At 45.1% G+C, this 11,972-nt stretch carries 5 protein-coding genes, 40 tRNA genes and 3 rRNA genes (1 of these 48 only partly in view); 3 read left to right on the plus strand and 45 right to left on the minus strand.

All coding sequences use genetic code 11. The features are described 5' to 3' along the window. Nucleotides 1-422 precede the first annotated feature (422 nt). From C9J31_RS18115 to C9J31_RS18220, 22 genes are all read right to left on the minus strand, one after another. Nucleotides 423-494: transfer RNA gene (locus C9J31_RS18115), tRNA-Glu, on the minus strand. A 2-nt stretch (nucleotides 495-496) separates the two neighbouring features. Continuing rightward, nucleotides 497-587 (minus strand) — tRNA-Ser (locus C9J31_RS18120). Nucleotides 588-600: 13 nt separating this feature from the next. Next, nucleotides 601-677: transfer RNA gene (locus C9J31_RS18125), tRNA-Asn, on the minus strand. Nucleotides 678-681: 4 nt separating this feature from the next. After that, nucleotides 682-758 (minus strand) — tRNA-Ile (locus C9J31_RS18130). A 3-nt stretch (nucleotides 759-761) separates the two neighbouring features. After that, nucleotides 762-835, minus strand: a tRNA-Gly gene (locus C9J31_RS18135). 5 nt (nucleotides 836-840) lie between these two features. Continuing rightward, nucleotides 841-916: transfer RNA gene (locus C9J31_RS18140), tRNA-Phe, on the minus strand. Nucleotides 917-1,051: 135 nt separating this feature from the next. Then, nucleotides 1,052-1,127 (minus strand) — tRNA-Asp (locus C9J31_RS18145). Between the two features lie 3 nt (nucleotides 1,128-1,130). After that, a tRNA-Met gene (locus C9J31_RS18150) sits at nucleotides 1,131-1,205 on the minus strand. A gap of 58 nt (nucleotides 1,206-1,263) precedes the next feature. Continuing rightward, nucleotides 1,264-1,356 (minus strand) — tRNA-Ser (locus C9J31_RS18155). Between the two features lie 15 nt (nucleotides 1,357-1,371). Next, nucleotides 1,372-1,448 (minus strand) — tRNA-Ile (locus C9J31_RS18160). Between the two features lie 7 nt (nucleotides 1,449-1,455). Further along, nucleotides 1,456-1,529 (minus strand) — tRNA-Met (locus tag C9J31_RS18165). Nucleotides 1,530-1,557: 28 nt separating this feature from the next. Then, nucleotides 1,558-1,633: transfer RNA gene (locus C9J31_RS18170), tRNA-Ala, on the minus strand. Nucleotides 1,634-1,640: 7 nt separating this feature from the next. Then, nucleotides 1,641-1,717 (minus strand) — tRNA-Pro (locus C9J31_RS18175). A gap of 9 nt (nucleotides 1,718-1,726) precedes the next feature. Continuing rightward, nucleotides 1,727-1,803 (minus strand) — tRNA-Arg (locus C9J31_RS18180). An 18-nt stretch (nucleotides 1,804-1,821) separates the two neighbouring features. Further along, a tRNA-Leu gene (locus C9J31_RS18185) sits at nucleotides 1,822-1,910 on the minus strand. A 6-nt stretch (nucleotides 1,911-1,916) separates the two neighbouring features. Continuing rightward, nucleotides 1,917-1,991, minus strand: a tRNA-Gly gene (locus tag C9J31_RS18190). Nucleotides 1,992-2,038: 47 nt separating this feature from the next. Continuing rightward, nucleotides 2,039-2,123: transfer RNA gene (locus C9J31_RS18195), tRNA-Leu, on the minus strand. A 21-nt stretch (nucleotides 2,124-2,144) separates the two neighbouring features. Then, nucleotides 2,145-2,220: transfer RNA gene (locus tag C9J31_RS18200), tRNA-Lys, on the minus strand. Nucleotides 2,221-2,227: 7 nt separating this feature from the next. Beyond that, nucleotides 2,228-2,303, minus strand: a tRNA-Thr gene (locus C9J31_RS18205). A gap of 3 nt (nucleotides 2,304-2,306) precedes the next feature. Then, nucleotides 2,307-2,382, minus strand: a tRNA-Val gene (locus C9J31_RS18210). 10 nt (nucleotides 2,383-2,392) lie between these two features. Beyond that, nucleotides 2,393-2,508: ribosomal RNA gene (gene rrf, locus C9J31_RS18215) — 5S ribosomal RNA — on the minus strand. A 613-nt stretch (nucleotides 2,509-3,121) separates the two neighbouring features. Continuing rightward, nucleotides 3,122-4,201, minus strand: coding sequence for a cysteine desulfurase family protein (locus C9J31_RS18220; protein ID WP_338016405.1), 1,080 nt, complete (start codon nucleotides 4,199-4,201; stop codon nucleotides 3,122-3,124). A gap of 94 nt (nucleotides 4,202-4,295) precedes the next feature. Here C9J31_RS18220 and nadB point away from each other — a divergent pair, with 94 nt between their 5' ends. Genes nadB through nadA form a run of 3 tightly spaced genes read left to right on the plus strand, consistent with a single transcriptional unit; the run spans nucleotide 4,296 to nucleotide 7,789 of the window. Beyond that, a complete protein-coding gene (nadB, locus tag C9J31_RS18225; RefSeq protein ID WP_107951736.1) occupies nucleotides 4,296-5,882 on the plus strand; it encodes an L-aspartate oxidase in 1,587 nt (528 codons plus the stop codon). Further along, nucleotides 5,839-6,699 carry a carboxylating nicotinate-nucleotide diphosphorylase gene (gene nadC / locus C9J31_RS18230; protein ID WP_107951735.1) on the plus strand — a complete coding sequence of 287 codons (861 nt, stop codon included), beginning with the start codon at nucleotides 5,839-5,841 and terminating at the stop codon, nucleotides 6,697-6,699. Before nadB ends, nadC begins: the two co-directional genes overlap by 44 nt. Continuing rightward, the gene (nadA, locus tag C9J31_RS18235; protein WP_107951734.1) at nucleotides 6,686-7,789 is read left to right on the plus strand and encodes a quinolinate synthase NadA; all 1,104 of its coding nucleotides are present in this window, start codon (nucleotides 6,686-6,688) and stop codon (nucleotides 7,787-7,789) included. The genes nadC and nadA overlap by 14 nt, the downstream gene beginning before the upstream one ends. A gap of 43 nt (nucleotides 7,790-7,832) precedes the next feature. On the opposite strand, the gene C9J31_RS18240 is transcribed toward nadA, so the two are convergent. From C9J31_RS18240 to C9J31_RS18350, 23 genes are all read right to left on the minus strand, one after another. After that, complete coding sequence (locus C9J31_RS18240; RefSeq protein ID WP_193767222.1) at nucleotides 7,833-7,982, minus strand: hypothetical protein; 150 nt, start codon at nucleotides 7,980-7,982, stop codon at nucleotides 7,833-7,835. Nucleotides 7,983-8,065: 83 nt separating this feature from the next. Further along, a tRNA-Glu gene (locus tag C9J31_RS18245) sits at nucleotides 8,066-8,137 on the minus strand. Between the two features lie 2 nt (nucleotides 8,138-8,139). Then, nucleotides 8,140-8,230 (minus strand) — tRNA-Ser (locus tag C9J31_RS18250). A gap of 13 nt (nucleotides 8,231-8,243) precedes the next feature. Then, nucleotides 8,244-8,320: transfer RNA gene (locus C9J31_RS18255), tRNA-Asn, on the minus strand. A 4-nt stretch (nucleotides 8,321-8,324) separates the two neighbouring features. Further along, a tRNA-Ile gene (locus tag C9J31_RS18260) sits at nucleotides 8,325-8,401 on the minus strand. A gap of 3 nt (nucleotides 8,402-8,404) precedes the next feature. After that, nucleotides 8,405-8,478 (minus strand) — tRNA-Gly (locus C9J31_RS18265). A gap of 5 nt (nucleotides 8,479-8,483) precedes the next feature. After that, nucleotides 8,484-8,559, minus strand: a tRNA-Phe gene (locus tag C9J31_RS18270). A gap of 135 nt (nucleotides 8,560-8,694) precedes the next feature. Beyond that, a tRNA-Asp gene (locus tag C9J31_RS18275) sits at nucleotides 8,695-8,770 on the minus strand. A 3-nt stretch (nucleotides 8,771-8,773) separates the two neighbouring features. Next, nucleotides 8,774-8,848, minus strand: a tRNA-Met gene (locus C9J31_RS18280). Between the two features lie 58 nt (nucleotides 8,849-8,906). Next, nucleotides 8,907-8,999 (minus strand) — tRNA-Ser (locus tag C9J31_RS18285). A 15-nt stretch (nucleotides 9,000-9,014) separates the two neighbouring features. Beyond that, nucleotides 9,015-9,091 (minus strand) — tRNA-Ile (locus C9J31_RS18290). A gap of 7 nt (nucleotides 9,092-9,098) precedes the next feature. Continuing rightward, nucleotides 9,099-9,172: transfer RNA gene (locus C9J31_RS18295), tRNA-Met, on the minus strand. A 28-nt stretch (nucleotides 9,173-9,200) separates the two neighbouring features. Further along, a tRNA-Ala gene (locus C9J31_RS18300) sits at nucleotides 9,201-9,276 on the minus strand. 7 nt (nucleotides 9,277-9,283) lie between these two features. After that, nucleotides 9,284-9,360 (minus strand) — tRNA-Pro (locus tag C9J31_RS18305). Nucleotides 9,361-9,369: 9 nt separating this feature from the next. Next, nucleotides 9,370-9,446 (minus strand) — tRNA-Arg (locus C9J31_RS18310). Between the two features lie 18 nt (nucleotides 9,447-9,464). Further along, nucleotides 9,465-9,553: transfer RNA gene (locus tag C9J31_RS18315), tRNA-Leu, on the minus strand. A gap of 6 nt (nucleotides 9,554-9,559) precedes the next feature. Further along, nucleotides 9,560-9,634 (minus strand) — tRNA-Gly (locus C9J31_RS18320). A gap of 47 nt (nucleotides 9,635-9,681) precedes the next feature. Beyond that, nucleotides 9,682-9,766 (minus strand) — tRNA-Leu (locus C9J31_RS18325). A 21-nt stretch (nucleotides 9,767-9,787) separates the two neighbouring features. Continuing rightward, nucleotides 9,788-9,863: transfer RNA gene (locus C9J31_RS18330), tRNA-Lys, on the minus strand. A 7-nt stretch (nucleotides 9,864-9,870) separates the two neighbouring features. Further along, nucleotides 9,871-9,946, minus strand: a tRNA-Thr gene (locus C9J31_RS18335). A gap of 3 nt (nucleotides 9,947-9,949) precedes the next feature. After that, a tRNA-Val gene (locus tag C9J31_RS18340) sits at nucleotides 9,950-10,025 on the minus strand. A gap of 10 nt (nucleotides 10,026-10,035) precedes the next feature. After that, nucleotides 10,036-10,151 (minus strand): 5S ribosomal RNA (gene rrf / locus C9J31_RS18345). 141 nt (nucleotides 10,152-10,292) lie between these two features. After that, a 23S ribosomal RNA gene (locus C9J31_RS18350) occupies nucleotides 10,293-11,972 on the minus strand (it continues 1,249 nt past the right edge of the window).

The following is an 11,972-nucleotide window of genomic DNA, read 5'->3' on the forward strand; positions in this document are numbered from 1 at the left end:
GGATTTATTCCAAAGGATATACCAATATTATCGAGTTTTACCATGGAATATTTGTCTAATTATATAGTAAACAATTAGCAAATAGAAATATTTTGAGATGGATTGACAAAGAAGATGATCATAAGAATCAACTTTTGATTAAACAATTGTTAAAAGCTTTCTTATTAACGATAATATTTAGTACAACTACACCTAACATTCACAATAAACAAATCTCATAACGACTCTTGCTAATAGATAATAGTCGGTGGAAAAGTTAAGGAGAAAAATTGAAACGCTTTACCGAATTTACCACTCAATATGACAATGACTTGGATTGGGAACAACAAACGAGGCGTTTATAGAGCAACTATTGTATTAGATTTAAAAAGCATCATAAAAAAAAAGCAGTAGATGTATTTTACATCTACTGCTTTTTGGTATGACCCCTACGGGATTCGAACCCGTGTTACCGCCGTGAAAGGGCGGTGTCTTAACCGCTTGACCAAGGGGCCAATGGCGGAGAAGGAGGGATTTGAACCCTCGCGCCGGTTACCCGACCTACACCCTTAGCAGGGGCGCCTCTTCAGCCTCTTGAGTACTTCCCCGTAAATAAAAAAATGGCTCCGAAGGCAGGACTCGAACCTGCGACAACCTGATTAACAGTCAGGTGCTACTACCAACTGAGCTACTTCGGAATAATGGTGGGCCTAAATGGACTCGAACCATCGACCTCACGCTTATCAGGCGTGCGCTCTAACCAGCTGAGCTATAGGCCCATTTGGAGCGGGTGATGAGAATCGAACTCACGACATCAGCTTGGAAGGCTGAGGTTTTACCATTAAACTACACCCGCATGTATGGTGGGTCAGGACGGAATCGAACCGCCGACACTTAGAGCTTCAATCTAATGCTCTACCAACTGAGCTACTGACCCATACGTTCCATGCTAAGCTGCAAATATCTTTATCAGCCACTCTCGTTTATTCAGTCACGTACTGTAAGTACGCTCCTTCATGCACTCGTTTGCTTCTTCGATCTTTTTGCTTACATGAACCTCTTATTATAAAAATGGCGGTCCCGACCGGGATCGAACCGGCGATCTCCTGCGTGACAGGCAGGCATGTTAACCGCTACACCACGGGACCATTTGGTTGCGGGGGCCGGATTTGAACCAACGACCTTCGGGTTATGAGCCCGACGAGCTACCACTGCTCCACCCCGCGACAATATGAATGTTAATTATACCGAGTTTTTTAGAACACCATTTATAAAATTTAAAACTGGAGGAGGTAGAGGGATTCGAACCCCCGCGCGGTGTTACCCGCCTGTCGGTTTTCAAGACCGATCCCTTCAGCCAGACTTGGGTATACCTCCGTAACAATATATAAATGGTGGACCTTGCAGGACTCGAACCTGCGACCGGACGGTTATGAGCCGTCTGCTCTAACCAACTGAGCTAAAGGTCCTTTAAGATGGCGGCAGAGGGAGTCGAACCCACGACCTTTCGGGTATGAACCGAATGCTCTAGCCAGCTGAGCTACGCCGCCAGGATCTTTATAACTGGTTATAATTTTATGGTGGAGCCTAGCGGGATCGAACCGCTGACCTCCTGCGTGCAAGGCAGGCGCTCTCCCAGCTGAGCTAAGGCCCCAAAATAATGGTCGGAATGACAGGATTCGAACCTACGACCCCTTGGTCCCAAACCAAGTGCTCTACCAAGCTGAGCTACATTCCGAAATATATATGGCGCGCCCGGCAGGAGTCGAACCCACAACCTTCTGATCCGTAGTCAGACGCTCTATCCAATTGAGCTACGGGCGCTATTTACTAGAATAAAAATGGTGCCGAGGGCCGGAATCGAACCGGCACGGTAGTCACCTACCGCAGGATTTTAAGTCCTGTGCGTCTGCCAGTTCCGCCACCCCGGCACATGTTGGAGCGGAAGACGAGGTTCGAACTCGCGACCCCCACCTTGGCAAGGTGGTGTTCTACCACTGAACTACTTCCGCATGTGCATAAGATTTATTTATCCTGGCAATTATGAAATTCTAAAAAATGGTGCGGGTGAAGGGAGTCGAACCCCCACGCCTTGCGGCGCTAGATCCTAAGTCTAGTGCGTCTGCCAATTCCGCCACACCCGCATATTTTGTTGGCAATTTAAATGGTGAGCCATGAAGGACTCGAACCTTCGACCCTCTGATTAAAAGTCAGATGCTCTACCAACTGAGCTAATGGCTCAAAACTATGGTGCCGGCTATAGGAATCGAACCCACGACCTACTGATTACAAGTCAGTTGCTCTACCTGCTGAGCTAAACCGGCATATGGTGGAGGATGACGGGCTCGAACCGCCGACCCTCTGCTTGTAAGGCAGATGCTCTCCCAGCTGAGCTAATCCTCCTGGGTATTATGCCTAGCGATGTCCTACTCTCACAGGGGGAAGCCCCCAACTACCATCGGCGCTAAAGAGCTTAACTTCCGTGTTCGGTATGGGAACGGGTGTGACCTCTTTGCCATCATCACTAGACTCTACTTCATCTTTAACATACTATGTATTACTTATATCTTAAAGTTCTTTGTGTTTTGAAGTTGTTTACCTGTCCTTCAAGACAAGAATTATTGTATAACGTTTTCTTACATTGTGCAACACTTTTTTATAAAAAAAAGAAATTATTACTTTTTAAAGATATTTTTGTCATGTAAGAGAATTTATCACTCTGCTAATCATTATAACAATTGTTTTTTCAAAAGAAAACATTTTTATTTACATCAAAAAAATGTTTTGTAGTTGCTATGTTAAATATTTACTCTATTAGTAATCAATAATGCCTCGACATTATTACGTCCGGAATCGGCTTTGTGCTTGCACAAAGAACTCCTTTTCGATTTCCGTGACATCCGCCGGAGGCTTTAACTTATTTTAGCGGATGTTTGTACACCCTGAAAAGCAACTTAAATCCGCATTCATCTCACCACCTATAGAGGTGGGAGACTTCTGCTGAAAGAAGTTAAATACAGTAGAACTCAGGCCTTAACGATACGTCTTGTTAGAATGCCTGAGTATTTTAATATTTTTTGTAGGTACTACATTGCTCATACATTTTAATTTTTTATCCTATACGTTATTTAGCATTATTATTCTAAATATTAGTAAGGGCTGCTAATAATTGGTCAATTTCTTTAAATGTAGTTTTTGGACCAAAGGATATTCTGAAAAATTGGCGAGCTTCTTCCATAGTATAGCCCATCGATAAAATTGCTTTCGTGCCAGACTCGCTATGAATATCACATGCACTACCTGTAGATATGCATATACCCGCTTCATTTAATCTTAATAAAACATATTGTCCTTCTACTTTATCCATCACAATACCACATATATTTGGTAGTTGCTCCCCACATTCGATCATACGACATGTAGTTGGTAAATTTTCTTGTAAATAAAGACGTAATGCCTCATAATCTTGTAGCTTGTAATGAAAATCTTCTATTGCAGTTGCAAATGCTACGATAGCTGGCGTATCCAGTGTTCCCCCTCTTAAGCCGCGCTCATGAGTCACACCTGGTGTTAATGCAGGTACACAAATTTTGGGATTAATATAAACAGCCCCACAGCCTTTTGGTCCAGCAATTTTATGTGCTGAAACTGTCATAGCATCCACCTGTTGTGCAAAAGTAACTTTACAAAATGATTGTACGCAATCTACATGAAAATATATATCAGATTCCTTAGCCAAAGCTGCAATTTCATCTATAGGTTGAATTGCCCCTAATTCTGAATTAACATGTTGGATAGTTATAAGCGCTGTATCATCTCTTAACACTTCGCGTAATTGCTCTACATGAATACTACCACTTCGTTGTAAGGGTAATTTTGTCACAACAAATCCCATTTTCTCAAGTGTATTTAATGCCGCATGAACTGAAGTATGTTCTGCTTGTGAAGAAATAATATGTTTTCCTTTCTTTGAAGCCAAAGCAAGTGATACAATCGCCAGCAAATTCCCCTCAGTTCCACTCCCTGTAAAAATTATGCCATCACTTTTAACGTTTAGGGCAGTGGCTACTATTGCTCTTGCCTTTTCAACAAAATAATGTGCTTGTCCTCCTAAGTCATGTAAACTCGCACTGTTTCCATAATAACGTTCCGCTACTTCACAATAAGCCTTGAGCGCTGAGGCAGACATTGGTGATGTTGCTGCGTAATCCATATAAATCATCGTATTCTCATCCTCTCAATTTACTTAGGGTCTTGTTTTCTTTTATATTTTATGTAAAGATATGTGTCAAGACAACTGTAAAGAAGGTATAGCTATGGATGTAAAGATAGATGTACTCATTATTGGCAGCGGTATTGCAGCACTTCAAGCCGCTAGACTACTCGGACAGCAGTTACAAGTACAGATTGTTACGAAATCTTCTGTTGATATGAGCAGTTCTTATCGTGCACAAGGTGGTATTGCGGCCGTCACTAAACCAGAAGATAATACGGCTTATCATATTGCAGATACCTTGACTGCTGGCGAAGACCATCATGAAAAGAACCATGTTGAAGCGCTTATTAATGATGGTACAAAAATTATACAGCAGTTCCTAATGGATGACCTGCCCATCGATCGAGAGGCATCTGGTGAACCAGCTCTCGGGTTAGAAGGCGCACATAGTCATCATCGCATTTTACATGCTGGTGGGGATCGTACAGGGCAAGTATTTATTGATTACTTGCTCAAACAACTTCCTTCGAACGTCGTTATTAATTGTTATGAAATGGCTTATGAACTTCTACTAAATACGGACGGTGCTTGTATCGGCGTACTTACACAAGGAACACATGGTACAAAGCGATATTTTGCTCATCACGTAATTATTGCTTCAGGCGGCGCTGGGGCCCTTTATCCAAGTAGCACTAATTATGCGATTAACACCGGTGACGGTATTGCACTTGCATTCCGTGCGGGCGCAGCAATCAGTGATATGGAGTTTATGCAATTTCATCCAAGCCTACTATGGTGCAATGGCGAAGCAAAAGGACTTGTCTCAGAAGCAGTTCGAGGAGCTGGTGGGATTTTTGTCGATGCACAGCGCCGACCAATCATGAAAGGTGTACATCCACAACTTGATTTAGCACCGCGTCATATTACAGCCTATACTTTGTTTAAAAAACGAGTTACCGGACACGAAACATATATTGATATTTCTGCCATTCAACAATTTGAAAAAAAATTTCCTACGATAGCGAAACTTTGCGCTGACAATGGTGTGGATATACAGCATGGCTTAATTCCTGTTGCACCAGGTAGCCATTTCTTAATGGGTGGTATTATCGCTGATGACATCGGAAGAACATCGATTCCAAATCTCTATGCTGTTGGTGAAGTCGCTTGTACGGGCGTTCATGGTGCAAATCGTTTAGCGAGTAACTCCTTGCTAGAAGGTATTGCCTTTGGACAAAAGATGGCACATGCCATCTTACAAACAGGCTGCAAGCAATACAATTTCACTGTCATTCACAAAGCTCATCAGCAAGCTATACCTTCACTATTAGCAAAAGAACATTTACAGCAAACTATGATGCATGCGCTAGGTATTATACGCAATCCTCAAGATATGCAGCAATTCGCAAAACAATTGCCACCATTGCAAACCCTTCAACATGTTGAGATAAGTGGACTGGGTCAACAGGAACTTGAACTTTATATGATGCATATTGTCGCTTCATTGATGGTAAATGCTGCACTGACACGAAAAGAAACGCGAGGAGCTCATATTCGTAGTGACAAACCAAATAAAGATAGACTATGGGCTCAACGCTGGATTATTTTTGAACATGGACAGATGAAAGTGAGGAATACATTATATGAATATCATCAAACTAGAGGAAATGCTCAAGCAATTTTATAACGAAGACATTGGGGATGGCGATTTATCAAGCGAACTTATCTTTACAGCTGATCAAAAAGGGACTTTTTCCTTTTATGCGAAAGATAGTGGTATTTTCTGTGGAGCACTTATCATCGAGCACGGTTTTCTACTACTGGATTCCTCGATGGATATCATTTTGCATAAAAAAGATGGTGATGCAGTAAATACAGGTGATTTACTCGCTATTGTCAAAGGACCTCTACAAAAATTATTAATTGGTGAGCGTGTCATTTTGAATCTCATTCAGCGTATGTCTGCCATCGCTACAGCTACCAACTTAGCTGTTCGTGAAACAGCAGGGACAGGAGCAAAAATTTGCGATACCCGTAAAACGATACCTGGATTACGTATGCTCGATAAATATGCAGTACGGGTAGGTGGAGCCTTTAATCATCGCAGTGGATTATACGATGCAATTATGCTAAAGGATAACCATATTGCTTTTGCAGGGAGCATTTCAAAAGCTGTGCAAGCTGCTCGTAGCAAAGTTGGTCATACGGTAAAAATTGAAGTAGAAATTGAAACAAAAGATCAATTGAAAGAAGCCATTGCATCAGGTGCTGATATTATTATGTTTGATAATCGAACGCCAGAAGAAATACAGGCATGGCTCCCAGCCGTTCCTGCGCATATCGCTACGGAGGCATCCGGTGGGATTACGCTAGATAATCTACATGCCTATGCAGAATCTGGTATCCAATGGATCTCACTTGGCGCACTAACTCATTCGGTAAAAGCGTTTGATATTAGCGCACTTGTACAAATGAAAGGAGATCATCCACTTGTCAATAACTAGTTTATTACAACAAGCTACCCTACTCCCAGAGCATTATCGAACACTATCAAGAACTGACATGGAATCTCGCATTCTAGCTATTAAAAAGAAACTGGGTCGTCAGCTTTTTATTCCTGGCCATCATTATCAAAAAGACGAAGTGATTCAATTTGCTGATGCTACAGGAGATTCTTTACAGCTCGCGCAATTATCTGCTGCAAATAAGGAAGCCAAGCATATCGTTTTCTGTGGGGTACATTTTATGGCTGAAACAGCCGATATGTTAACCACTGAGAAACAGCATGTCTACTTGCCAGATATGCGAGCAGGCTGCTCAATGGCAGACATGGCAGACATTTATCAAACAGAACAAGCATGGTCCATCTTACAGCAACTTTTCGGTGATACGATTATACCGTTAACATATGTCAATTCGACTGCGGCAATAAAAGCATTTACAGGACATTATGGAGGCGCATGTGTAACATCCTCCAACGCAAAGGAAATGGTAAAATGGGCATTTAGTCAAAAGCAACGTATTTTATTTCTACCCGATCAGCATTTAGGTAGAAATACCGCTTATGATTTGGGCGTACCTCTTGAAAATATGGCTGTTTGGAATCCACATACCAATACCCTTGAGACAGAACAGTCGTCAGAAAACATTCAAGTAATTTTATGGAAAGGACATTGTTCCGTCCACGAAGGCTTTACCGTGCAACATACAGAAATGGTTCGTCAGGCACATCCAAATATGCGCATTATCGTGCATCCGGAATGTAGCCGTGAAGTTGTTGCGGCAGCGGATGATGCAGGCTCAACGAAATACATTATTGATACTATTAATAATGCCCCTAGCGGTTCTGCATGGGCAATCGGCACAGAAATGAATCTAGTTAATCGTATGATGTTACACCATTCAGATAAACAGATTATCTCGTTGAATAAGAATTTTTGTCCTTGTCTTACAATGAATCGAATTGATCTCCCACATCTGCTGTGGTCACTTGAAAGTATTGAACAGGGAAAGCCACATAATCGCATTCAAGTGGACCCCCATATTGCAAAAGAAGCCCGTAGTTCACTCGAAAGAATGCTAGCACGAGGATAATAAAAAAATCGTCTACTATCTTTAGTTAGACGATTTTTTATTTCTAAAAGGACAACACTGTTTGGAATCTAATAAATATATTTTGTAAGTAATTTTGGAACACTTGACTTCCACCAATAAATAATACTTGCACTTCGGCATAGAGCCCAGTTGCAGTTACTTTACCTCGACAAGCTTCTCCTACTTTTTCCAATACTATAATTCTTTGAAGCTTCTTTTATATTTTTCTTCATAAAAAAAGCACAGTAGATGTTTTACATCTACTGTGCTTTAGTATGACCCCTACGGGATTCGAACCCGTGTTACCGCCGTGAAAGGGCGGTGTCTTAACCGCTTGACCAAGGGGCCAATGGCGGAGAAGGAGGGATTTGAACCCTCGCGCCGGTTACCCGACCTACACCCTTAGCAGGGGCGCCTCTTCAGCCTCTTGAGTACTTCCCCGTAAATAAAAAAATGGCTCCGAAGGCAGGACTCGAACCTGCGACAACCTGATTAACAGTCAGGTGCTACTACCAACTGAGCTACTTCGGAATAATGGTGGGCCTAAATGGACTCGAACCATCGACCTCACGCTTATCAGGCGTGCGCTCTAACCAGCTGAGCTATAGGCCCATTTGGAGCGGGTGATGAGAATCGAACTCACGACATCAGCTTGGAAGGCTGAGGTTTTACCATTAAACTACACCCGCATGTATGGTGGGTCAGGACGGAATCGAACCGCCGACACTTAGAGCTTCAATCTAATGCTCTACCAACTGAGCTACTGACCCATACGTTCCATGCTAAGCTGCAAATATCTTTATCAGCCACTCTCGTTTATTCAGTCACGTACTGTAAGTACGCTCCTTCATGCACTCGTTTGCTTCTTCGATCTTTTTGCTTACATGAACCTCTTATTATAAAAATGGCGGTCCCGACCGGGATCGAACCGGCGATCTCCTGCGTGACAGGCAGGCATGTTAACCGCTACACCACGGGACCATTTGGTTGCGGGGGCCGGATTTGAACCAACGACCTTCGGGTTATGAGCCCGACGAGCTACCACTGCTCCACCCCGCGACAATATGAATGTTAATTATACCGAGTTTTTTAGAACACCATTTATAAAATTTAAAACTGGAGGAGGTAGAGGGATTCGAACCCCCGCGCGGTGTTACCCGCCTGTCGGTTTTCAAGACCGATCCCTTCAGCCAGACTTGGGTATACCTCCGTAACAATATATAAATGGTGGACCTTGCAGGACTCGAACCTGCGACCGGACGGTTATGAGCCGTCTGCTCTAACCAACTGAGCTAAAGGTCCTTTAAGATGGCGGCAGAGGGAGTCGAACCCACGACCTTTCGGGTATGAACCGAATGCTCTAGCCAGCTGAGCTACGCCGCCAGGATCTTTATAACTGGTTATAATTTTATGGTGGAGCCTAGCGGGATCGAACCGCTGACCTCCTGCGTGCAAGGCAGGCGCTCTCCCAGCTGAGCTAAGGCCCCAAAATAATGGTCGGAATGACAGGATTCGAACCTACGACCCCTTGGTCCCAAACCAAGTGCTCTACCAAGCTGAGCTACATTCCGAAATATATATGGCGCGCCCGGCAGGAGTCGAACCCACAACCTTCTGATCCGTAGTCAGACGCTCTATCCAATTGAGCTACGGGCGCTATTTACTAGAATAAAAATGGTGCCGAGGGCCGGAATCGAACCGGCACGGTAGTCACCTACCGCAGGATTTTAAGTCCTGTGCGTCTGCCAGTTCCGCCACCCCGGCACATGTTGGAGCGGAAGACGAGGTTCGAACTCGCGACCCCCACCTTGGCAAGGTGGTGTTCTACCACTGAACTACTTCCGCATGTGCATAAGATTTATTTATCCTGGCAATTATGAAATTCTAAAAAATGGTGCGGGTGAAGGGAGTCGAACCCCCACGCCTTGCGGCGCTAGATCCTAAGTCTAGTGCGTCTGCCAATTCCGCCACACCCGCATATTTTGTTGGCAATTTAAATGGTGAGCCATGAAGGACTCGAACCTTCGACCCTCTGATTAAAAGTCAGATGCTCTACCAACTGAGCTAATGGCTCAAAACTATGGTGCCGGCTATAGGAATCGAACCCACGACCTACTGATTACAAGTCAGTTGCTCTACCTGCTGAGCTAAACCGGCATATGGTGGAGGATGACGGGCTCGAACCGCCGACCCTCTGCTTGTAAGGCAGATGCTCTCCCAGCTGAGCTAATCCTCCTGGGTATTATGCCTAGCGATGTCCTACTCTCACAGGGGGAAGCCCCCAACTACCATCGGCGCTAAAGAGCTTAACTTCCGTGTTCGGTATGGGAACGGGTGTGACCTCTTTGCCATCATCACTAGACTATTGTCGGCTTCCAATATACGCCGTATTTCTTTGTCAGCTTCCATCGCTTTCTCGAACTACTTGTATCTTGAAACCCTATGTAGAAAGATGTTGTTCTTTCAAAACTGGATAAACGGTACATTGAATGTTTCAAACATTTTGGTTAAGTCCTCGATCGATTAGTATTCGTCAGCTCCATGTGTCACCACACTTCCACCTCGAACCTATCTACCTCATCGTCTTTGAGGGATCTTACTTACTTGCGTAATGGGAAATCTCATCTTGAGGGGGGCTTCATGCTTAGATGCTTTCAGCACTTATCCCGTCCACACATAGCTACCCAGCGATGCCTTTGGCAAGACAACTGGTACACCAGCGGTGTGTCCATCCCGGTCCTCTCGTACTAAGGACAGCTCCTCTCAAATTTCCTACGCCCACGACGGATAGGGACCGAACTGTCTCACGACGTTCTGAACCCAGCTCGCGTACCGCTTTAATGGGCGAACAGCCCAACCCTTGGGACCGACTACAGCCCCAGGATGCGATGAGCCGACATCGAGGTGCCAAACCTCCCCGTCGATGTGGACTCTTGGGGGAGATAAGCCTGTTATCCCCGGGGTAGCTTTTATCCGTTGAGCGATGGCCCTTCCATGCGGAACCACCGGATCACTAAGCCCGTCTTTCGACCCTGCTCGACTTGTAGGTCTCGCAGTCAAGCTCCCTTGTGCCTTTACACTCTACGAATGATTTCCAACCATTCTGAGGGAACCTTTGGGCGCCTCCGTTACCTTTTAGGAGGCGACCGCCCCAGTCAAACTGTCCGCCTGACACTGTCTCCTGCCCCGCTAAGGGGCATGGGTTAGAATTTCAATACAACCAGGGTAGTATCCCACCGACGCCTCCTTCGAAGCTGGCGCTCCGAGATCTCTGGCTCCTACCTATCCTGTACAAGTTGTACCAAAATTCAATATCAGGCTACAGTAAAGCTCCACGGGGTCTTTCCGTCCTGTCGCGGGTAACCTGCATCTTCACAGGTACTATAATTTCACCGAGTCTCTCGTTGAGACAGTGCCCAGATCGTTACGCCTTTCGTGCGGGTCGGAACTTACCCGACAAGGAATTTCGCTACCTTAGGACCGTTATAGTTACGGCCGCCGTTTACTGGGGCTTCAATTCGCAGCTTCGCTTGCGCTAACCACTCCTCTTAACCTTCCAGCACCGGGCAGGCGTCAGCCCCTATACGTCACCTTACGGTTTTGCAGAGACCTGTGTTTTTGCTAAACAGTCGCCTGGGCCTATTCACTGCGGCTCTCATGCGCTTGCACGCTCAAGAGCACCCCTTCTCCCGAAGTTACGGGGTCATTTTGCCGAGTTCCTTAACGAGAGTTCTCTCGCACACCTTAGGATTCTCTCCTCGACTACCTGTGTCGGTTTGCGGTACGGGCACCTCTCACCTCGATAGAGGCTTTTCTTGGCAGTGTGAAATCAGGAACTTCGTCCTTAAAGGACTCGCCATCACAGCTCAACGTTACAGTGTGCGGATTTGCCTACACACACGCCTTACTGCTTGGACGCGCACAACCAACGGCGCGCTTACCCTATCCTACTGCGTCCCCCCATTTCTCAAACGGTGAGGAGGTGGTACAGGAATATCAACCTGTTGTCCATCGCCTACGCCTATCGGCCTCGGCTTAGGTCCCGACTAACCCTGAGCGGACGAGCCTTCCTCAGGAAACCTTAGTCATACGGTGGACGGGATTCTCACCCGTCTTTCGCTACTCATACCGGCATTCTCACTTCTAAGCGCTCCACCAGTCCTTCCGGTCTGACTTCAACGCA

Origin of the sequence: Lysinibacillus parviboronicapiens, assembly GCF_003049605.2 — a bacterium.
GTDB classification, from domain to species: domain Bacteria; phylum Bacillota; class Bacilli; order Bacillales_A; family Planococcaceae; genus Lysinibacillus; species Lysinibacillus parviboronicapiens.

Bases quoted from the DNA above. Each gene is read 5' to 3' on its own strand.
- nadB (WP_107951736.1), top strand. From the start codon at position 4,296: ATGGATGTAAAGATAGATGTACTCATTATTGGCAGCGGTATTGCAGCA.
- nadC (WP_107951735.1), top strand. From the start codon at position 5,839: ATGAATATCATCAAACTAGAGGAAATGCTCAAGCAATTTTATAACGAA.
- C9J31_RS18220 (WP_338016405.1), bottom strand. From the start codon at position 4,201: ATGATTTATATGGATTACGCAGCAACATCACCAATGTCTGCCTCAGCG.